This window comes from Aeromonas sp. S12(2024), from assembly GCF_041402305.1.
Taxonomy (GTDB): Bacteria; Pseudomonadota; Gammaproteobacteria; order Enterobacterales; family Aeromonadaceae; genus Aeromonas; species Aeromonas veronii.
The window spans coordinates 47,027-66,331 of record NZ_JBGLRB010000002.1 but is presented as its reverse complement, the minus strand read 5'-3'; the positions used below and the strand labels follow the sequence as shown (position 1 = coordinate 66,331).

Sequence of the window (19,305 nt, the reverse complement as noted above, 5' to 3'; positions counted from 1 at the left end):
CTTTACTCGAATATCTCCAGCTCTGAGTAACAATTTTAGATAACTAGTTATTTCCTCCCGCTGCCTAGCGATTGAATAAATGCCAGCGTACGGCGATTAAACTGCTCCGGCTGCTCCACATTGCAGACATGGCCGCACTGTTCAATAACCGCCAGCGAGGAGCTGGCATCACGGGCCACCTGTTCGCGCACTGGCGCCAGAAACATATGATCCTCCTCCCCCATCACATAGAGGGTGGGTATGGGCAGGGAGCGTTCGCGGAAGTAGCGCATCAGCGGGTTGACCTCGGTGGCGAGGCGGAACCAGCGTTTGAACTCCTTCTGGCAGAGCTTGCGGGCCTCGCGTACAAAGAGGTTGCGCGACTCCTGATGGTGCTGGCGCGGCATGATGATGAAGGCAAACAGCCGGTAGAGCCACATATAGGGCAGGAAGTGCTGGCCGAGTCGGCCCAGTTGCACCAGCACCCGCGAGCGGATATCGAGCCGCAGAATGGCGCCCCCCAGAACCATGCTTTTCACCCGCTCCGGGCAGAGCTCGGCCAGATGGCGAATAAGGATGGTGCCAAGGGAGATGCCGACAAAGTGGGCGCGGCGGATATCGAGATGATCGAGCAGCCGAACGATATCTTCGGTCACTTCCCGAAAGCTGTAGTGGCCCTTGACCACCTGTTGCAGCTGGTGGGACTGGCCGTGGCCGCGCAAGTCCAGCAGCAGCACGTTGAAGTGTTCGCGATAGGCTCGCAGCTGCTTGAACCAGATGGAGGAGCTGCCACCGGCGCCGTGGACAAACACCACCCAATCCCGCTCGGGACCCAGTTCGAAAGTCTTGTGATACAACATCCAATAGGCTCCCTTGGTGATGGGGGGTATACTCGGCTGCGCGCATATTAACAGAACAGGCCCGCCGATAGATATGCGCCTGACATGACCCGGATCACCCCTTGCGCGAGAACCCACCATGGATTTGACCCGTTTGCGCCACTTTCTGCTGACCCTGCCGGGCGCCACCGAAGATACCCCGTTTGGCCCGGAGATCCTGGTCTACCGCATCGCGGGCAAGATGTTTGCGCTGGTGGATTGGCAGGCCGAGCCGCTCACCATCAACCTCAAGTGCGAGCCCGAGCTGGCGTTGCTGCTGCGCGAGATCCACCCCGAGGTCAAACCGGGCTGGCATATGAACAAGCAACACTGGAACACAGTGACCCTGAACAGCACCTTGCCAGATGATCTGTGGCAAGGCTGGGTGCACCACTCCTATGAGCGGGTTGTCGCGGGTCTGCCCAAAGCCAAACGGCCACAGGCGCCGCGCCCCCTCCCCCCTACTGACGGCCCAACCTTATGACCCCAGCACTGCGTATTGTCCCCCTTGGCGAGGCACATATCCCCGCCCTCGTGACCCTGTTTGAGCAGGCGGTGCGACGCAGCAGCCCCGAGCACTACAGCGCCGAGCAGGTGGAGCAGTGGGCCCTCGGTTCACAACATCCGGGCTTTGTCAGCCAGCTGCGCGAGCACCACGGCTGGGTGGCGGAGCAGGCAAGTGTGCCCCTCGGGTTTGTCACCCTGAGCCCCGATGGCCACCTCAGTCTGCTCTATGTCAGCGCCGACTATCAGCGCCAGGGACTGGGCAATCTGCTGCTCACCACGGCGCTCGCGGGGGCCCGAGGGCTCGGTATGACCCTCATCACCACCGAGGCCAGCGCCTTCAGTTATGAGCTATTTTTACGACATGGCTTTACGTTGACCGGGCTGGAGTGCGTGGAGCGGGGCGGAGTCAGTTTTACGCGCCATCGCCTGCACTGCTGCTTGCCAAGCTAGGGCAAGCCACTAAAATACGCTTAATTTTCGTATTGTTACTGTATTGAGGCAGCAACCATGGTGGTAGAAAGTGAAGGCTATATCTCGCTGATCGAGTATCTGGTGGAGAGTTTGGGACTGTTTGAATCCCAACAGCAGAACGATGGTGAAGAGACCATCGAAGATCTGGTCAGTGGCCGAGTTGCCAGCAACCTGATGGCCATTTGCGAGCAAAACCCCCAGCTCGATCCCAAGGTGCGTTTTGCCATCATGCAGGAGGCCGACGCCGTGGTCGCCGATCTGGAAGAGGTGCTCTCCGCCGTCTGGCTGCGCGCCCCGACCCCGGAACAGAAAACCTTCCTCATCGAGTTTATCGACCTTATCAAAAACCTGTTCGATAGCGCCATCGGCTGATCTGCCGTCCGGCTCTCCCGCCCAACGCAAGTTTCAGAACAGCAGATAAGGAAAAGGGCCGCCTTGGTGGGCAGCCCTGCTTGCTATCATTTTCAACCCGCCAGTGCGTTCATTCATCAGGCGGTTATCAAGGCAAGAAATGTGTCTGGACTTTGCATCCGATCCCTGGACGCTACCTAGTTAGTCCCGACTGGTCGCAATAAGTTCCCTCCTCCGACCATTTATTTTCACTTTTATTAAGAAATCGACTACAAACCTGTTCAGCGGTTCAGGCTGGGCGGCAAACAGACTCCAATGCCACCCAATCCGCAGTAACCATCCGGGTTTTTCTCCAGATATTGCTGATGATAATCCTCGGCGTAGTAGAAGGGCGCCAGCGGCAGAATGCGGGTGGTAATGGCACGGCTGTCGCCGCTGGCCGCCATCGCCTGCTGGTAGGCCGCCATGCTCTGCTGGGCAATGATCTGCTGGCTCTCATCGCCATAGAAGATCACCGAGCGATACTGGGTGCCGATGTCCCCGCCCTGACGCATCCCCTGCGCCGGATCGTGCTGCTCCCAGAACAGTCTGAGCAGATCGCCATAGCTGATCACCGCCGGATCAAACACCACCTGCACCGTCTCGGCATGGCCGGTCAAGCCGCTGCACACCTCTTTGTAGGTGGGATTCTGGGTCACGCCGCCCTGATAACCGGCCGCGGTAGAGTAGACGCCCGGCTGCTGCCAGAACAGGCGCTCCACGCCCCAGAAACAGCCCATGCCAAACCAGGCCACCGCCATCCCTTCCGGCCAGGGGCCCTGGGTCGGGTTGCCGTTCACCGCATGCTGCTGACCAATCACCATCGCTTCGCGTCGTCCCGGCAGGGCATCTGCCGGTGAAATAATCTGTTCCATGAATTCTGTCCTTGTATAAAACCCTGTGAAATCACACAGCTGACGAAAAGGAGCATCGAAGATAGCAGTTTATCGCGCCGGATCAACCGGCGGGCCCCTTCCCGCTCGCCCCAACGGCCATCTGCGCTTCGAACCATCCTTTCCCGATCCGCACGGCCAAGCCGCCCCTCGTAGACCAGAAACGGCCAAAATCAATATTTAGTCTTGATTTGTGAATTAATTTTCATATATTGAGCCAATCGCTGTTTTTTTATGGAAGAAATATCAAGTGCGTGAACGCGAACCCAGTCTGGTCAATGCCTTCCGGCAATCCACCCCCTATGTCAATGTGCATCGGGGTGCCACCTTTGTGCTGATGATGGGGGGAGAAGCCATCTGCCACCCCAACTTCGCCAATATCGTCAGCGATATCGCCCTGCTGCAGACACTGGGCATACGCCTGGTGCTGGTGTTTGGTTCACGTCCGCAAAACGATGAAGCGCTGGCCCGCGCCGGTATCGAGGCCCAGTATCACAAGCGGATCCGGGTCACCGATGACGAGAGTTTCACCATCATCAAACAGGTGTGTGGCGGCCTGCAATACGACATCACCGCCCAGCTCTCCATGGGGCTCGCCAATACCCCCATGCAGGGGGCGCGGATCAGCGTGGTGAGCGGCAACTTCGTCACTGCCCAGCCGCTGGGGGTGGATGATGGCATCGACTTTTGCCATAGCGGCCGGGTGCGCCGCATCGACGTGGAGGGGATCACCCGCCAGCTCGATCAGAAGAGTCTGGTACTGATCTCCCCCATCGGCTGTTCGGTCACCGGCGAGAGCTTTAACCTGAGCTCCGAAGAGGTGGCCCGCCGGGTGGCGGTCGACCTCAAGGCGGACAAGCTCATCTGCTTTAGCAGCACCCAGGGGGTAATGGACAGACGCGGCGAAGCTATCTCCGAGCTCTTCCCCGAACAGGCCGAAGAGCTGCTGGTGGAGCTGGAGCAGGCGGGCGAAGAGATGTCCGGCACCGCCCGCTACCTGCGCGCGGCCATAGCCTCCTGCCGTGGCGGTGTGCCCCGCTCCCATCTGGTGAGCTATCAGGATGATGGCGCCATGCTGCAGGAGCTGTTCAGTCGCGACGGCCTCGGCACCCAGATCGTGCGGGAAAGTGCCGAGCAGGCCCGCGCCGCTACCATCGAGGATATCGGCGGCATTCTGGATCTGATCCGCCCGCTGGAGGAGGAAGGCATTCTGGTGCGCCGCTCCCGCGAGCAGCTGGAGATGGAGATCGACAAGTTCACCATCATAGAGCGCGATGGTCTCATCATCGGCTGCGCGGCCCTCTACTGCTTTATGGAAGAGGCGATGGCGGAGATGGCCTGCGTCGCCATTCACCCCGACTATCGCAACTCCAACCGGGGGGATCAGCTGGTGGCCAAGGTGGCCGAGCGGGCCAAGCGGCTTGGCATTCGCCGCCTGTTCGTGCTCACCACCCGCTCCATCCACTGGTTCCGGGAGCGGGGCTTCGATCCGCTGGAAGTGGAAGATCTGCCGGTGGCGCGCCAGCGTCTCTACAACTGGCAGCGCCGTTCCAAGGTTTTGTCAAAGACCATTGCCTAAGCCATTGATTCTGTGTTGAGTTAGCCGACAATTTGAACTTTTTCACAAACTCGATTGACAGTGCAATCCAACGCAGGTTATTTCTAAATGCACTCCACCGCCCTGGTGGAGCCAGAAGAGGAGCGCTGCCCAGGCAGCCCAAGGGAGGACGCCAGCGTCCGGTGAACTTGGGTCAGGGGGAGCAGCGCCGAGACGAGTGAGGAGACTGGTAACCTCAACGTCGGCTGCGGGGGCTGAATCCCCCGGGTTGTCATCGGTAGTGATCATCCCCCACCGCGCCCTGTCAGGGGCGGTACGGGATGGGCTCTGCAGGTGGAGTGCTTCTGGCCGGGATAGCTTCGTTCATTCCTGCCATTTTCAGCCTCCTCCTCTCTTTTTTGCCCGATGGAACCGGAATCTTAAAATAAGACAGGAGTAAGCAATGAGCCCGATCAATGTCGCCAAGTTTGGCGGAACCAGTGTCGCCAACTTCCCGGCCATGAATCACTGCGCCGACATCGTGCTGGCCAATCCCGCCACCCGGGTGGTGGTGCTGAGCGCCAGCGCCGGTGTCACCAACCTGCTGGTCGCTCTGGCACAAGGGGAGCTGGACGAAGCGGGCCGCGACGAGCAGCTGGCCAAACTGGCCGGGATCCAGCAGGCCATTCTGACCGATCTCGGCAACCCCGTTGATGTGAGCGCCCTCATTCATGGCCAGCTGGACGAAATTCGCCTCATGGCCCAGCAAGCTCACCAGCATACCGATGCGGAGCTGGCCGACCGCCTCATCGCCTGCGGCGAGCTGATGTCTACCCGCCTCTTTACCGAGCTGCTGCGCCAGCGCGGCGTCAAGGCCCACTGGCAGGATGTGCGCCAGCTGATGCGCACCGACAGCCGCTTTGGCAAGGCCACCGTCGATCTGGCCACCACCCGAACCCTCTGCCAGCAGACGCTGGGCCCGCAGCTTGGCGACAGCCTTATCATCACCCAGGGCTTTATCGGTGCCGATGGCGATGGGCGCACCACCACGCTGGGTCGCGGCGGCTCTGACTACAGCGCAGCCCTGCTCGCCGAAGCGCTCGATGCCGCCAGTATCGAGATCTGGACCGATGTGCCCGGCATCTACACCACAGATCCGCGCCTCGTCACCCGCGCCCGCCCCATTCCTGAAATCAGCTTTGTCGAAGCGGCCGAGATGGCCACCTTCGGCGCCAAGGTGCTGCACCCCGCCACATTGCAACCGGCGGTGCGCCAGAATATTCCGGTGTTTGTCGGCTCCGCCAAGGATCCTGCCGCCGGTGGTACCTGGATCCGCGCCAGCACAGATTCAAGCCCGCTGTTTCGTGCCGTCGCCCTGCGCCGCCAGCAGGTGCTGGTGACCCTGCACAGCCTCAACATGTTCCACGCCTACGGCTTTTTGGCCGAAGTGTTCGGCATTCTGGCCCGTCACCGCATCTCGGTTGATCTCATCACCACGTCAGAAGTGAGCGTGTCATTGACCCTGGATCACACCGGCAGCCAGAGCAACGGCGAACCGATCCTGAGCGACAAGGTACTGACCGAGCTGGGGCAGCTCTGCAAGGTGGAGGTGGAAACCGGTCTGGCACTGGTGGCGCTCATCGGCAACCGGATGAGCGAAGTGAACGGGGTGGGCAGTCAGGTCTTCGACGCCCTGCGCGAGCACAACATCCGGATGATCTGCTACGGCGCCAGCGCCCACAACCTCTGCTTCCTGGTCAAGGAGAGCGAGGCGGGCAATATCGTCAACCGCCTCCATCAGGAGTTGCTGGACTGACCCTCAACCGAGGCAATTCCGGCCATGCAACAGGGCGCCTGCAAGGCGCCCTGTTCATTTGCGTATCCCTTACGTTGCGGCTCAGGCAAGGCTGGTGGCAGGCAACTGACAGGCCACTGCTTCCCGGCGCAGCTGCTGCAAGCGAGCCAGCAGCCCGGTCTGGCCGAGCTCCGTCTCCTGAGGCGAGAGATTGTCCACCAGCAGCGGATAGTGATCCGTCACCGCCTGCATCAACCAGTCGAGGCGACGCAGGGTGAGCGGGCCGCAGCTCTGGCCGCTCAGATCATCGGCCACATCGAGCCGGTGGCTACGATACATGTCCCGCCACCAGTTGGCGACCAGCGCCTCGTCGCTCGCCAGCGCGGCGCTCCACTCCCCTTGCAGGGCGTGCAGGCGGGCCAGCACGGGCGCGCTGGCCCCTTCGCGGATCAGGTGATGGATCTCCCGTTTCACCCACTTGAGGCAGAGCTCGCGCCAGTAGCGAAATTGCGGCAGAGGATCGGCCTCATCGAGCCAAAGCCCCGATAGGGTGCGGGTCTCCAGTCGCTCCGGCACATGGAACTGCGGGTCGACCAGACCATTGGAGTTGTATTCAAAGCGGGGATCGAAGGTCCACATATAGCCAAAGTCGAACACGCAGATCTGCTCGCCGTCATCGAGCAGGTTGCCCGGGCTCGGGTCCCAGTCAAACCAGCCCCAGCGGGCCAGCTCACCCTGCACCTCCAGCATCTGGGCCAGATTGCGCTCGTTGAGCTGATGGACCGGTACGCCCCGCAACCAGGGGGAGACCAGCACCCCGGCCCGCGCCGAGCCAAAGCTGGTGCAGACCACGTGGGAGAGGACAGTAGGATGCAACTCGCGCAGCGCCTCGATTTCGCGCCGCCGCTCCAGCTCGGTCAGAAAGGCTGTCTTGCCATCGAGGTTGGCCACCAGCGAATCCTGACGGCGCCGCTTGAGGCACCAGTGATGCCCCTCCACCTTGAGGTGAAACACCTCGGCGGTGAGACCGTGGCGATAGACCTTGACCACAGCCGGATGGCTATCCTTCAGCTTGACCAGTTGGGCCAGCGGCAGCGGGCAGTCGCGCTCGCGTCCGATCCGGATCTCTTCCTTGCTCTCCAGCATGCGCAGCAATCTGGCCTGACGTGCCATCACTTTGGGATTCATACATGTACCTCCAGTCGCTATCGAGAGACTAAACAGCAGATCCCTCCCAAGCCAGTGGCAAAACCCCATGATGACGCTTTCATCACATATTCCGAACAACCCCTCGATCGGGATCACAATTTGCAAGGTTGAGCTGTAACCAAATATTCATTAAGTGGTCATTAAATTGACAAGCTGAAACAAGGCCCGCACCATCGGGTCAAACTCTATGCGGATGAACGATCTCTCCCTCACTCGCTCAAAGGATGAGCTTATATGAATCGCCCCTCCTCAGGCCGCCCCCGCGTCCTGAGTCTGCCCTCTCTGCTGCTTGCCCTGCTGAGCGGATTGCTGCTGCTGACTCTGTTGTTGCCGCTGCTCAATCCCGGCAGCTGGCTGGGCCGCGCCCAACCGCTGGTGCTGGGCCCCGCCGACAATCCGCTGGCCACCCTCACCCGCCACGCCCTGCTCTATAAAAGCGACAGCCGCGGCCTCTATCTGGTGGTGCGCAGCCAATGGCAGTTGCGGGGGCCGCTGCAAGCGGGGGACAAGGTGCGGGTGGAGCTGCTCAACGACAAGGGGGAGCGGATCGACCAGCTGAGTCAAGCGGTGGATAAGCGTCAGGTGTGCCGCAATAACCGCTGCTCGCTGGATCTCAACAGTACCCTGCGCGCCCCGGATGACGCGCTGGCTAGCCGTTACCAGCTGCGCATCGGGCTGCTGCTCAAAGATCGCCCCGAGAGCGGCGATTTCAGCCAGATCCTGCAAACCCTGCCGGAGCAGGGCTTCAACCTCACCTATCTGGTGGTGAGCCTGACCCTGGTACTGGCCTTGAGCGCCGCCGTGCTCAAGACGGTGCTGCCAAAGCTGCGCCGCAGCCTACGCTGGCGGATCATCGGCAGCCTGCTGCTCGGCAACCTCACCTTCGTGCTGCTGCACGGCTTCGTGGTGTTCAAGCTGGGGGAGTTTCTGCTCTGGTCAGGCTTTCGGCCGGAGCACTACTATCTGGCCTGGGGCAGCATGGTGCTGGGCTGGAGCCTCTGCGCGCTGGCGGGCTTCAACCTCTATATGGGGCTGGTCTTTACCGCGCTTTCTGGCATAGGTCTGCTGGCCAACTTTATGAAGATCGCCATCTACGGCGTGCCGCTCGGCGGGGATGATTTTGGCAACCTGCTCGCGCTGCTGCGGATCCTGCTCGACCAGCACCCCATCCTGCCCATCTTCACCGTGTTGCTGGCACTGTTTCTCTGCTGGCGCTTTGCCCTGTCGCGCTGGGTGCTGCGCACAGCCGCTGCCACCGTCGCCTTCTTTGCCCTCTGCGTCTTTGCCACCCAGACCGGCAACAAGCTGCTGGGAGCCAACATTCGCTACGTGGATCGTGCGGTCAACTACCACAGGGACATCATCCGCTCCGGCCCCGGCCTCTATCTGTTCAATCTGGTGGACGAGATGCTGCAAAGCGGCAGCGTGTTTCGCTACCCCTTGCAGATCAACGAGCTGGCCCCGCAGCTGAGTTATCCGCCCCAGGGCATTGCGCCGCGCTGGGATCTGGTGATCGTGCTGCAATATGAGTCGCTCTGGCTCGACTGGAAGGGGCGGATCTGCGCCCCGGCTCCCACCCTCTCCCTGCCCGCCAGCGTGCAGCAGTGGCAAAAAACCATCCACTCCCCCACCACCGGCGGCATGACGGTGCTGGCGGAGTTCGAGATGAACACCGGCCTGCCGGTGGGCTTGCTCAAGCAGGGGGTGGTGCCCTACTACTACCTCTCGCAGCAGGTGCCGGGGCTGGCCCAGAGCGCAAGAAAGAGTGGCTACCAGACCCTGTTCGCCCACCCCTATGTGGAAAAATTCTGGGGCCGCGCCAAAGCGATCCCGGCGCTCGGCTATGAGGAGCGCTGGTTCGACACCCGCTTCACCACCCTCGAGCACAAGGGACTCTATATCTCCGATGATGCCCTCATCGACCACCTGCTCAAGCGCAGCGAACAGGATGACAAACCGCTGTTTGCCTATGCGGTCACCATGCAGGGGCACGGCCCCTTCGATGGCCCCCGCTATCAGGGGCAGGAGCGCAGCGGCGCCTGCCCGAACCAGAGCGAGAGCGACACCCAGCTGCTCAACACCTACTACACAGGGGTGGTGGATGCCATGGCCTCGCTGGAGCGGCTGCTCAAGACCCTCGACCAGTCGGGCAAGCGCTATCTGGTGGTGGCCTTTGGCGATCACCAGCCGTTTTTGATGTCCGCCGGCAAGGGGATTCACGGTGACAAGCCGGCCCGCGATGCCACCTACCAGATCCCCATGATGGCCTTTGCCCGCGCCGATGATCCCCTCAATCTGGCGACCCAGTTTGCGCCGGTGCGCCAGCTCTACCAGATGGGTCAGGCCACCCGCCAGCTGCTGGCGGGGGATATCACCCCCATCGAGGACAAGCCTCTGCTCCATCCGGTGCTGGGAGAAGAGAAAGGGTTCGACCCTTCAAGCCTGGTGCCGCAGATCCGCGCCAGCTTCCGGCCCGATGCCCTGCCCTGATCACGCCCCACAAAAACAGACAAGGCCGCTAAGCGGCCTTGTTTTTTGACATTCATTTCGCCCTCATTCTGCTCGCCACCAGGGCTCAAGTAGCGTGAGCTGCTGGCGGTCGAGATCAAGCGCCACCTCGATACCCAGCGGCAGCGTCAGCATGGGGTGGGTATGGGCGCAGTCAAACTCCGCCAGAATGGGGAAGTTCGGCTCCCCCACTACCTCCAGCAGGATATCGAGGGGGCGCTTGCCGCTACCCTGATCGTTGAACAACTCGTGCTTGCCGAGGATAAGCCCACCGATCCGATCAAAGACCCCGCACAGCTTGAGGTGGGCAAAGGAGCGCTCCAGCGTCTCGGCAGATTTCAGGCTGTCCTCCAGCAGCAGAATGTCGCCGCGTTCGATGGGCGGCATATAGGGGGAGCCCCAGATGCCCGCCATGGTGTTGAGGTTGCCGCCAATCAGCCGTCCCTCAACCCGACCTGAACCCACCGAGATCAGCCGATTGGGCTGGCAGCGCTTGGCCCGGGTCTGATTCTCCCAGTCCAACCGTTCATCGCTCCACTGCGCTGGCGTAGGCAGCGTGCAGGGGACGCCAGCTTCGTCGGCCAAGTCGGCCAACGTAATCTGTAAAAAACTGGCCAGCGTCTCATCCACCAGCGGCGGCGACTCGCCAAAGGAGGCCACCAGCGCCGGGCCATAAAAGGTAACCAGGCCAGTTTGGGCGTGGATGCCGAGCAGCAGGGCCGTCACATCGGAGTAGCCAACGATGATCTTGGGGTCGCGCCTCAGCGCCTCAAAATCGAGGTAGGGCAGCAGGGAGTTGGAGTTGTTGCCGCCAATCACCGACATGATGCAGCGCACTTCTGGGTCGCGAATAAGGGCGTTGAGCTCCTCAGCCCGCGCGGCGATGGAGCCGGAGCGCCAGTGATCCTGCTGGCCGGTGAGGCTGCCCGCCTTGAGCCTAAAGCCCTGCCCCTCAAGAAAGGCTTTTGCGCGGGCAAAACGGTTGGGTGCCCAGGCGGTCGCCGCGCTGGAGGGGGAGAAAAAAGCGATGGTATCGCCACGTTGGAGCAGCGGGGGAACCAATAACGTCATGACACACTCATCCTTGCCAATATCCAGCCATCACAGAGTCGTTGAGACTCCTACACAACTCCTTTGATCACAACGGGTTTATCAGTGTCGTTTAGAAATACAAAACACTTGATTCATTATTAACAGATATTCTAAACACCATCCCCTTCCTAGAATGACCTCATTGCGATGGCCAACCCCGGTTGGTTGTCAGAATGGTCGGCCTGACAGCCCGAACGTTCTCTTTCCCACTTTTTCTCTCTGACTTATCAATGAGGTGCCTGTCATGAACAAAAACGCATCCCCCAGCGCATTGGTTGTAGAAGGCGGCGCCATGCGCGGCATATTTGCCAGCGGCGTGCTGGATGCGTTTATCGAGCATGACTATCGCCCCTTTGACTTCGCCATCGGCGTCTCGGCGGGGGCCACCAACTTGCTGGCTTATCTCGCCAGCCAGCATGGCCGCAGCCACGAGATCCTGACCAAACTGGCGTGCAGCCAGCAGTTTATGGATCCCCTGCGCTTTGCCAAGGGGGGCAATCTGGTGGATATCCACTGGCTGTGGAACACCAGCTGCCGCAAGTATCCCCTCGACATTCACGCCTACCGGGAGACCGGCATCCCCTTCTATGCGGTGGTGACCAATACCCTGACCGGCAAGGCGGAGTACATCCGGGTCAAGCCGGAGAACATGAACGAGGTGCTGCCCGCCAGCTGCGCCATTCCCCTCGCCTCCCACGAATACCCGGAGGTGCACGGGGTACCGATGACAGATGGGGGGGTGGCCGACTCCATCCCGGTGATCGAGGCCTACCGCCGCGGTGCCCGTCACCTGACGGTGATCCTCTCCGAGCCCCTTGGCTATCGGCTCAAGCCGATGCCTTTCCCCTGGATGATCCGCACCCTGCTCAAGACCCGCCCCGCGCTGGCACAGGCGCTGGAGCAGCGGGATCGCAGCTACAACGAGGCGCTCGATTTTATCGCCAATCCGCCGGAGGACTGCCAGATCGAGGTGATCGCCCCGGCCGACTACTTCCCCGTTTCCCGTTTCACCCGCGATATCAACAAGCTGGAGATGGGATACGTGATGGGCAAGTGCGCAGGCTATCAGGCCGCCCTGCTCAATTGATAAGGGTTTTACAGGCATGACCCGACCTGCCGCGACGCACGCGCCGCCAACACAATAGCAATCGGGTCAGTTGAGCAACATGAGTCATAAAAACAGACCGTGGCGAGGCAAGCGCGGCCAGAACCGGTGCCAGACACTCTTAGCGGCTTGCGCCTCATCCCTATGCCAGGGCATCTCACCCTCATACAAGGTGTTTATTTATGTCGTTTCTTCTCACCCATCCCGCGCTGGCGCAGCTGTTCGAGCGGCTGCTGCCCAATTACCGGATCATGGCGCCCGCGGCCGAATATCGGGGCGGCCGCTTCTCCGACACCGACAACGTCACCTACCACAGCATCCGCCATCCGGCCGAGCTGGTGTGGCAGGAGAAGTCCCACTTCTCCCCGAAAGAGGTGGTGCTCCCCATAACCCAGACCCTGTTCCACTTCGACAATCTGGAGCTGCGCGAATCAAAGGTGGAGGCCAAGCCCACCCTGCTGTTCTTGCGCAGCTGTGATATCCACGCCCTGCGCAGGCTGGATCAGGTCTACCTGAAAAACGGCCAGAACAGCGACGTCTACTACGCCCGGCTGCGCAGCAAGCTCAAGCTGGTACTGCTGGAGTGCCGCGAGAGCTTCGAGAACTGCTTCTGCGTCTCCATGGGCAGCAACGAGACCCAGGACTACGCCGCCGCCATTCGTCTGAGCGATGAGGGTGCCCGTATCGAGGTGAAGGATCCCGAGCTGCTCGGCTACTTTGCCGAACTCGGTGAATCCGATGACTTCACCCCGGAATTTGTCCAGAGCAACCCGGTCAAGGTACGCACCCCGGACAGCGTCTGTGACGACCCCCAGCGGATCCGCCAGATCCTCACCGCCCATCCGGTCTGGGCCGAGTACGACAGCCGCTGCATCGGTTGCGGCCGCTGTACCACCTCCTGCCCGACCTGCAGCTGCTACAGCGTGCACGACCTCACCTATGCGGAGAACCCCCAGCAAGGTGAGCGCCGTCGCCAGTGGGCCAGCTGCATGGTGGATGGCTTCAGCGACATGGCCGGTGGCCACGGTTTTCGCGCCAAACATGGCGAGCGCCTGCGTTATCGCGCCCTGCACAAGGTCAACGACTACAAGGCCCGTCAGGGGGAGGAGCACATGTGCGTCGGCTGTGGCCGCTGCGACGATCGCTGCCCTCACTACATCTCCTTTAGCAACATCATCAACAAGATGACCGATGTGGTCGAACAGACCATCGCAGCCGACAACGCGCAGGGGGCGAACTGATATGTGCCAGTGCCAGCAAACCGCAACAGCAGAACCGCAGCAGGACGTGGTCGAAAACCGCCTGCTGCCCAAGGCCTACACCATTCTGGCCATCGAGCGCCACACCGAGCTGGAGTGGAACTTTCGAGTATCACGCGACTTTGATGTCCACTACGGCCAGTTTGTGGAGATCTCCCTGCCCACCGTCGGCGAGGCGCCCATCTCGGTCTCCGACTATGGCGATGGCTATGTGGATCTGTTGATCCGCAAGGTCGGCAAGGTGACCGATGCGCTGTTTGCCCTCGATGTGGGCGACAAGGTGTGGATGCGCGGCGTCCACGGCAACGGCTACCCGCTGGAGACCTACCGCAACCAGCACCTCATCGTGGTGGCGGGCGGTACCGGCGTCGCGCCGGTCAAGGGGCTGCTGCGCCGCTTCAGCAAACATCCGGAAGAGGTGAAGTCACTCGACATGATCCTCGGCTTCAAGAACGAGCAGGCGGTGCTCTATCGCCACGAGATGCCGCTCTGGGCCGAGCAGCAGAACCTCATCGTCACCCTGGACGAGGGCAAGGAGAGCGAGCAGTTTCGCATCGGCCGGGTCACCGACTACATCGACCAGCTGGATCTCGCTGACAAGGAGGATATCCAGGTGATCGTGGTCGGCCCCCCCATCATGATCCGCTTCGTGGTGCTCGCCTTCCTCGAACGGGGCATCCCCAAGGATCGCATCTGGGTCGACTACGAACGCCGCATGGCCTGCGCCGTGGGCAAGTGTGGCCACTGCCGGATGGGCGACACCTATATCTGCGTGGATGGACCGGTCTTTCGTTTTGACCAGGCCCAGCATCTGATCGACTGAGGGAGAACACCATGAGTCTCGATATCGACATCATCAAGGCCCGCGCCAAGAACGAATACCGCCTCTCCAAGGTGCGCGGCGAAGCGATGATCAGCGTACGCATTCCCGGCGGGCTCATGCCCGCCCACCTGCTGGCGGTGGCCCAGCAGATCGCCGAACAGTACGGCAACGGCCTGATCCACCTCACCACCCGCCAGAAGCTGGCGATGCCCGGCATCAAGTATCAGGACATGGACAAGGTCAACGCCGCCCTCGAACCCTTTATCAAGGAGATCGAGGTGGAGACCTGCGGCATCGAGGTAGAGGACACAACAGCCGGTTACCAGACCATCGGCGGGCGCAATATCGTCGCCTGTCAGGGCAACACCATCTGCCAGAAGGGCAATATCGACTGCACCGGGCTGGCCCAGCGGATGGAGAAGCACCTCTACCCCAACCCCTATCACCTCAAGATGGTGATCGCCGGCTGTCCCAACGACTGCGCCAAGGCCAACATGGCCGACTTCGGCATCCTCGGCATCGCCAAGATCCACTTCAATGCCGAGCGCTGCATCGGCTGCGGCGCCTGCGTCAAGGCATGCAGCCACCACGCGGTGGATTGCCTCGCCATCAAGCATGGCAAGGCGGTCAAAGAGGAGAGCAAGTGCATCGGCTGTGGCGAGTGCGTGCTGGCCTGCCCGACCCTGGCCTGGCAGCGGGATCCCAAGCAGCTCTACATGGTCAAGCTGGGGGGACGCACCAGCAAGAAGACTCCCCGTACCGGCAAGCTTTTCCTCAACTGGGTCACCGAAGAGGTGCTGCACGCGGTGATCAAGAACCTGTTCGAGTTCGAGGCCGAGATGCTGGATGGCAAACCCATCTATCTGCACATGGGTCACCTTATCGACCGGGCCGGTTATCACAAGTTCAAGGAGCGGGTGCTGCGCGGCGTCACCCTCAACCCGGAAGCCATGGTCGCTGACCGCATCTTCTGGGCCGAAGATCAGTACGTCGCCAACATGCACGTCAAAGCGGTGCAATAGGAAAAACCTCGTTTGGGGAAGCGTGATCAAGTGGCCGACACCGGTGGGGATCTGTCGTTGGCCCGGGCGTAGATCACCCTTCCCCTTTTTTATTCCCGTCGGGGGATCTTTCCCCCGACCATCCGGGGTGCGTCACGGCGCGCCCTGCTATCTCGCCCGGCGCGGCATTGCGAGCGGGCCAGCATCCGGAGCCTGTTATGGACTTTCTCCCTCTCTTCTGTCAGCTGCAAAACAAGCCGGTCCTGATCGTCGGCGGCGGTGAGGTGGCGGTGCGCAAGGCGCGCCTGCTGCTCGATGCCAAGGCGAAGATCACCATCAATGCCCCGCATCTGGAACCCCAGCTGATGAGCTGGGCCGAGCAGGGTCGCCTGACCGTCTGCGCCGCCAGCTTTCATCCCGAACTGCTCGATAGCAAGTGGTTGGTGATCGCCGCCACCAACCAGCAAGAGGTCAACCAGCAGGTCTTTCATGAGGCGAACCTGCGCCAGATCTTCTGCAATGTGGTGGACTCTCCTGCCCACTGCAGCGCCATCATGCCCGCCATCATTGACCGCTCGCCGCTGATGGTGGCCATCTCCAGCGCAGGCGCGGCGCCGGTTCTAAGCCGTCAGCTGCGGGAAAAATTCGAAGCCATGCTGCCGCAACACCTCGGCCAGCTCGCGGCGCTGGCGGGCAAGCTGCGCGAGCAGGTCAAACTCATTCCGGACAAGCTGGCCCGCCGCCGCTTCTGGGAGCGACTCTTTAGCCACGAGCGCCTCGCACGCCAACTGGCCCGCGGCCAGCAACAGGCCGCCGAGCAGAGCGTCGCTGAACTATTAAATGAGCCGCTACAGAGCAAGGGAAGCGTAACCCTGGTGGGCGCAGGCCCCGGCGATGCGGGGCTGCTCACCTTAAGCGGCTTGCAGCAGCTGCAACAGGCAGATGTAGTGGTCTATGACCGGCTGGTGTCGCAGGAGGTATTGGCGCTTGTTCGCCGTGATGCCGAGCGGATCTTTGTTGGCAAGGAGGCGGGCCGCCACTGTGTTCCCCAGCAGGCGATCAACCAGTTGTTGCTGAAACAAGCGCAGCTGGGCAAACAGGTGGTGCGGCTCAAGGGGGGCGATCCCTTTATCTTTGGCCGGGGTGGCGAGGAGCTGGAAACCCTGGCCGAGGCGGGCATCCCCTTCTCGGTGGTACCGGGCATCACGGCAGCCTCAGGCTGCGCCGCCTACAGCGGCATTCCCCTCACCCACCGTGATCACGCCCAACGGGTGCAGTTCATCACCGGTCACGACAAGGAGGGCAATATCGCCCAGGAGTGGTCGGCGCTGGCGGCCCCCCGCCAGACCCTGGTGTTCTACATGGGGCTGGCCCACGCCGCCCGCATTCAGGATGCGCTGCAAACCCACGGTATGCCCGGTCACACCCCGGTGGCGCTGGTGGAGCAAGGCACCCAGCTCAGTCAGCGGGTGGTTCGCGGCGAGCTGCAGCAGCTGGCCGAACTGGCCCGTCAGGTGAAGAGCCCGAGTCTCATCATCATCGGCTCGGTGGTCACTCTGGCCGACAAGCTGGACTGGTATGGGGAAGCCAACGCCATCCACGGCATCTAACCCCGCACGGCTATCACCCAATAGAGACAACAAAACAGAGAGCGGCCATGCCGCTCTCTGTTTTTTGCATCAATGACCCAGCCGTGGCACGGCGTGTCTGTTACTCGAGCCGGATGGGGCCGGTATTCTGAACATCGCTGTCATTCCAGTCGCTCTCATCGCGAATACGCGGATCCCCCTGCAAGGTGTAGAGGATGGTGCCCTGACGAAACTGCAGCGCACCATCGGCCCGTTTCGCCTTCACCTTGACCCCGTTAACCCACACCTGCTCCTTGCCATCCACCTGAATATTGGCCACCGTGGCACCTGTCTCGCGGTTTTTGGCTACCCACTTGCCCTGATAGGGCGAGTCCCCCTTGGCCATCGGCAGTGCGGCGGCCTTGCCCGCCGACCAGGCGTGCACGGTGCAAAAGCCGTGGGCCCGGCGATCATGCTTGATGACGTAATCCAGGGTGGGTTCGCTGGCGGGCAGATCGAAGGTGATCCCGATGACCACTTTGCCGCTCGTGGCCGAATAGGCTGCGGGCGCCAGCGTTTTCAGGGTCGCCTTCTTGCCATTGATAAAGACGTTGCCCCCTTGCGACTTGACCCGGATATCGGTGGGGCAAGTGGCGCTGAAGTTGGGCAGCGCCGCGAGGGCACTGCCGGCATGAGCGGTCATGGCCAACACGACAAGGGTCAGCAGAGCAGGTTTTTGATTCATAGTGATACGCCTTCAAGAGAAGAGAACCTCATCCGTGAGCGGTGTCGTTCCTGATGGCGGCACTCTAGCTTGACCCTCTCGGGCTACCCAGTGAAAAAAAATAAAACCGGTCAGTGGAATTATTAATAAATATAAATATTTAAAATCAATGACTTGAGTGATAACCCTGCCAGCCGCCACATATCAGCCAGCAATAAAAAAGCCGATAACCCGGTTATCGGCTCATTGCCCATGCAGAGGCGGGTGCCCGATCAGACCACCACGGCGGTGCCACTGATGCTGACCATCAGCATGCTGCCATTTTGCCCCACCACCTCGTAGTCGATATCGATGCCGACCACCGCATTGGCACCAAGGGCCGCTGCGCGCTCTTTCAGCTCATCGAAGGCGATCTCGCGGGCACGGGCCAGCTCTTTTTCATAGGCCCCGGAGCGGCCGCCGATGATGTCACGGATCCCGGCAAAGAGATCCTTGAAAATGTTGGCGCCGAGAATGGCTTCGCCAACCACGATGCCGCGGTATTCACGAATGGTTTTGCCTTCCAGCGTGGGGGTCGTCGAGAGGATCATCTTGAACTCCTGTGAGTAGCAGAAGGGCTCAGACTACCCCAACTGCCCGAAAATCCCAACCGGGGGGTGACCTGTACGACGCAGTCCTTAAAAATCACGACGGCCAGATAAAAAAACACCGCGCACGGGGCGCGGTGTTTGTTTCAAAGAGCCATTACACCGTTACGGGTTGTAAGAGACTACCGAGCCACTGAGGCCGGTCATCTGGGAGATCCGCCCCTGCATCCCTTGCAGTTTGGCCTTGGAGACATCCGGTCCGATAAAGACCCGGTTGAGCTGACCCTGCACCGGTGTGCGCGGCGAGGTGTGGGCAGAGTAGCCCGCCGCTCGCAGCTTGCTCACCAGCGCGTTGACGCTGTCGACGTTCTTGAAGGCGCCAAGCTGGAGGATCCAGCTACCCTGTGCCGGTGCCGCAGCAGGCGCGGGTGTGGTCGGCTGGGTCATCTTGCTTTCAATCAGATCGTCGAGGGACTTGATCTGACCCGCCTGCGGCTTGGCCGGTGCGGGCGCCTTGGCCACTTCAACCGGTTTGGCTGGCGTCGGCTTGGGTGCTGGCTTGGGCGGTTCGACCGGTTTTTTGGCCACAACTTCCGGCTTGGGCTGTGGCTTGGGTTGGGCATTCTGTTGCGGCTGAACCGGCGCCGGTGCGGCAGGGGTTGTCGCCGGTTGCGCACCGTTGCCCTGACCGGCGAGGGTCATGGAGTCAGCCACCTCTTCCACTTGCCACTGTTGGGCCGCAGAGGCCTGTTGCTGGCTGGCCAGATGATCGGCGGGCAGGCTGCTGGCTGCCGAGACCTGCAGCGCAGGCTTGGCAGGCTCCAGCTCGGGGCGTAGCGGGATCTTGGCAAAGGCCTCCTCCTTTTGTGCCAGCTTGTGACCATCCAGCAAGTCCGGCAGGAAAATAACAACCAGGGCCACCAGGATGACGGTGCCCACCAGACGGTTTTGAAACTTCGAGGCCAAGTTGAATCCTACC

General features: G+C 61.3%; 18 protein-coding genes and 1 riboswitch. Of the genes, 11 read left to right on the top strand and 7 right to left on the bottom strand.

Annotated features, from left to right (window positions below; genetic code table 11):
* Positions 1-47: 47 nt before the first annotated feature.
* Positions 48-839 carry an alpha/beta fold hydrolase gene (locus ACB035_RS02240; protein WP_040066426.1) on the bottom strand — a complete coding sequence of 264 codons (792 nt, stop codon included), beginning with the start codon at positions 837-839 and terminating at the stop codon, positions 48-50.
* Between the two features lie 118 nt (positions 840-957).
* Here ACB035_RS02240 and ACB035_RS02235 point away from each other — a divergent pair, with 118 nt between their 5' ends.
* From ACB035_RS02235 to ACB035_RS02225, 3 genes are read left to right on the top strand one after another with little or no spacing between them, the layout of a single operon-like run.
* Positions 958-1,341 (top strand): MmcQ/YjbR family DNA-binding protein, encoded by a 384-nt coding sequence (locus ACB035_RS02235; protein WP_019446158.1) that lies wholly within the window; start codon positions 958-960, stop codon positions 1,339-1,341.
* The gene (locus ACB035_RS02230) at positions 1,338-1,814 is read left to right on the top strand and encodes a GNAT family N-acetyltransferase (RefSeq protein WP_371166576.1); all 477 of its coding nucleotides are present in this window, start codon (positions 1,338-1,340) and stop codon (positions 1,812-1,814) included. Before ACB035_RS02235 ends, ACB035_RS02230 begins: the two co-directional genes overlap by 4 nt.
* 57 nt (positions 1,815-1,871) lie before the next feature.
* Entirely contained in the window at positions 1,872-2,207 is a 336-nt protein-coding gene (locus tag ACB035_RS02225) for a DUF3802 family protein (protein WP_005333735.1), read from the top strand.
* Between the two features lie 260 nt (positions 2,208-2,467).
* Here the strand turns inward: ACB035_RS02225 and msrA are convergent, their stop codons facing one another.
* Positions 2,468-3,100: a peptide-methionine (S)-S-oxide reductase MsrA gene (msrA, locus tag ACB035_RS02220; protein WP_019446160.1), complete on the bottom strand. Its 633-nt coding sequence runs from the start codon at positions 3,098-3,100 to the stop codon at positions 2,468-2,470.
* Positions 3,101-3,368: 268 nt separating this feature from the next.
* Here msrA and argA point away from each other — a divergent pair, with 268 nt between their 5' ends.
* Positions 3,369-4,697, top strand: a complete 1,329-nt coding sequence (gene argA / locus ACB035_RS02215) for an amino-acid N-acetyltransferase (RefSeq protein ID WP_005345063.1) — start codon at positions 3,369-3,371, stop codon at positions 4,695-4,697.
* A 107-nt stretch (positions 4,698-4,804) separates the two neighbouring features.
* Positions 4,805-5,028: riboswitch (Lysine riboswitch) on the top strand.
* Between the two features lie 90 nt (positions 5,029-5,118).
* Positions 5,119-6,471, top strand: a complete 1,353-nt coding sequence (gene lysC / locus ACB035_RS02210) for a lysine-sensitive aspartokinase 3 (protein WP_005352746.1) — start codon at positions 5,119-5,121, stop codon at positions 6,469-6,471.
* A gap of 81 nt (positions 6,472-6,552) precedes the next feature.
* Here lysC and ACB035_RS02205 read toward each other — a convergent pair whose 3' ends face one another.
* The gene (locus ACB035_RS02205; RefSeq protein WP_005333743.1) at positions 6,553-7,638 is read right to left on the bottom strand and encodes a hypothetical protein; all 1,086 of its coding nucleotides are present in this window, start codon (positions 7,636-7,638) and stop codon (positions 6,553-6,555) included.
* 255 nt (positions 7,639-7,893) lie between these two features.
* Between ACB035_RS02205 and ACB035_RS02200 the strand changes: the two genes are divergently transcribed.
* Entirely contained in the window at positions 7,894-10,149 is a 2,256-nt protein-coding gene (locus tag ACB035_RS02200; protein WP_371166575.1) for an LTA synthase family protein, read from the top strand.
* A gap of 63 nt (positions 10,150-10,212) precedes the next feature.
* On the opposite strand, the gene ACB035_RS02195 is transcribed toward ACB035_RS02200, so the two are convergent.
* Positions 10,213-11,238, bottom strand: a complete 1,026-nt coding sequence (locus ACB035_RS02195; RefSeq protein ID WP_371166574.1) for a S66 peptidase family protein — start codon at positions 11,236-11,238, stop codon at positions 10,213-10,215.
* A 265-nt stretch (positions 11,239-11,503) separates the two neighbouring features.
* Between ACB035_RS02195 and ACB035_RS02190 the strand changes: the two genes are divergently transcribed.
* From ACB035_RS02190 to cysG, 5 genes are all read left to right on the top strand, one after another.
* Positions 11,504-12,346 (top strand): patatin family protein, encoded by an 843-nt coding sequence (locus tag ACB035_RS02190; protein ID WP_005333746.1) that lies wholly within the window; start codon positions 11,504-11,506, stop codon positions 12,344-12,346.
* Positions 12,347-12,546: 200 nt separating this feature from the next.
* Entirely contained in the window at positions 12,547-13,605 is a 1,059-nt protein-coding gene (gene asrA, locus ACB035_RS02185) for an anaerobic sulfite reductase subunit AsrA (protein ID WP_371166573.1), read from the top strand.
* 1 nt (position 13,606) lies between these two features.
* On the top strand, positions 13,607-14,446 hold the full coding sequence (asrB, locus tag ACB035_RS02180; protein WP_021229668.1) for an anaerobic sulfite reductase subunit AsrB: 840 nt from the start codon (positions 13,607-13,609) through the stop codon (positions 14,444-14,446).
* A gap of 11 nt (positions 14,447-14,457) precedes the next feature.
* Entirely contained in the window at positions 14,458-15,468 is a 1,011-nt protein-coding gene (gene asrC / locus ACB035_RS02175; RefSeq protein WP_371166572.1) for a sulfite reductase subunit C, read from the top strand.
* A gap of 197 nt (positions 15,469-15,665) precedes the next feature.
* Positions 15,666-17,057 carry a siroheme synthase CysG gene (gene cysG, locus ACB035_RS02170; protein WP_371166571.1) on the top strand — a complete coding sequence of 464 codons (1,392 nt, stop codon included), beginning with the start codon at positions 15,666-15,668 and terminating at the stop codon, positions 17,055-17,057.
* 100 nt (positions 17,058-17,157) lie between these two features.
* Here the strand turns inward: cysG and ACB035_RS02165 are convergent, their stop codons facing one another.
* The 3 genes from ACB035_RS02165 to dedD all read right to left on the bottom strand — a co-directional run bounded on the left by ACB035_RS02165 (position 17,158) and on the right by dedD (position 19,292).
* A complete protein-coding gene (locus ACB035_RS02165) occupies positions 17,158-17,760 on the bottom strand; it encodes a hypothetical protein (RefSeq protein ID WP_371166570.1) in 603 nt (200 codons plus the stop codon).
* 251 nt (positions 17,761-18,011) lie between these two features.
* Entirely contained in the window at positions 18,012-18,329 is a 318-nt protein-coding gene (locus ACB035_RS02160; RefSeq protein ID WP_005333757.1) for a heavy metal-binding domain-containing protein, read from the bottom strand.
* A gap of 162 nt (positions 18,330-18,491) precedes the next feature.
* The gene (gene dedD / locus ACB035_RS02155; protein ID WP_371166569.1) at positions 18,492-19,292 is read right to left on the bottom strand and encodes a cell division protein DedD; all 801 of its coding nucleotides are present in this window, start codon (positions 19,290-19,292) and stop codon (positions 18,492-18,494) included.
* Between the last annotated feature and the right edge of the window lie 13 nt (positions 19,293-19,305).

Coding starts and splice junctions, on each gene's coding strand:
- asrA (WP_371166573.1), top strand. CDS start 12,547: ATGTCGTTTCTTCTCACCCATCCCGCGCTGGCGCAGCTGTTCGAGCGG.
- ACB035_RS02190 (WP_005333746.1), top strand. CDS start 11,504: ATGAACAAAAACGCATCCCCCAGCGCATTGGTTGTAGAAGGCGGCGCC.
- asrC (WP_371166572.1), top strand. CDS start 14,458: ATGAGTCTCGATATCGACATCATCAAGGCCCGCGCCAAGAACGAATAC.
- asrB (WP_021229668.1), top strand. CDS start 13,607: ATGTGCCAGTGCCAGCAAACCGCAACAGCAGAACCGCAGCAGGACGTG.
- ACB035_RS02235 (WP_019446158.1), top strand. CDS start 958: ATGGATTTGACCCGTTTGCGCCACTTTCTGCTGACCCTGCCGGGCGCC.
- ACB035_RS02230 (WP_371166576.1), top strand. CDS start 1,338: ATGACCCCAGCACTGCGTATTGTCCCCCTTGGCGAGGCACATATCCCC.
- cysG (WP_371166571.1), top strand. CDS start 15,666: ATGGACTTTCTCCCTCTCTTCTGTCAGCTGCAAAACAAGCCGGTCCTG.
- ACB035_RS02200 (WP_371166575.1), top strand. CDS start 7,894: ATGAATCGCCCCTCCTCAGGCCGCCCCCGCGTCCTGAGTCTGCCCTCT.
- ACB035_RS02225 (WP_005333735.1), top strand. CDS start 1,872: ATGGTGGTAGAAAGTGAAGGCTATATCTCGCTGATCGAGTATCTGGTG.
- lysC (WP_005352746.1), top strand. CDS start 5,119: ATGAGCCCGATCAATGTCGCCAAGTTTGGCGGAACCAGTGTCGCCAAC.
- ACB035_RS02165 (WP_371166570.1), bottom strand. CDS start 17,760: ATGAATCAAAAACCTGCTCTGCTGACCCTTGTCGTGTTGGCCATGACC.
- msrA (WP_019446160.1), bottom strand. CDS start 3,100: ATGGAACAGATTATTTCACCGGCAGATGCCCTGCCGGGACGACGCGAA.
- ACB035_RS02195 (WP_371166574.1), bottom strand. CDS start 11,238: ATGACGTTATTGGTTCCCCCGCTGCTCCAACGTGGCGATACCATCGCT.
- ACB035_RS02240 (WP_040066426.1), bottom strand. CDS start 839: ATGTTGTATCACAAGACTTTCGAACTGGGTCCCGAGCGGGATTGGGTG.
- ACB035_RS02205 (WP_005333743.1), bottom strand. CDS start 7,638: ATGAATCCCAAAGTGATGGCACGTCAGGCCAGATTGCTGCGCATGCTG.
- ACB035_RS02160 (WP_005333757.1), bottom strand. CDS start 18,329: ATGATCCTCTCGACGACCCCCACGCTGGAAGGCAAAACCATTCGTGAA.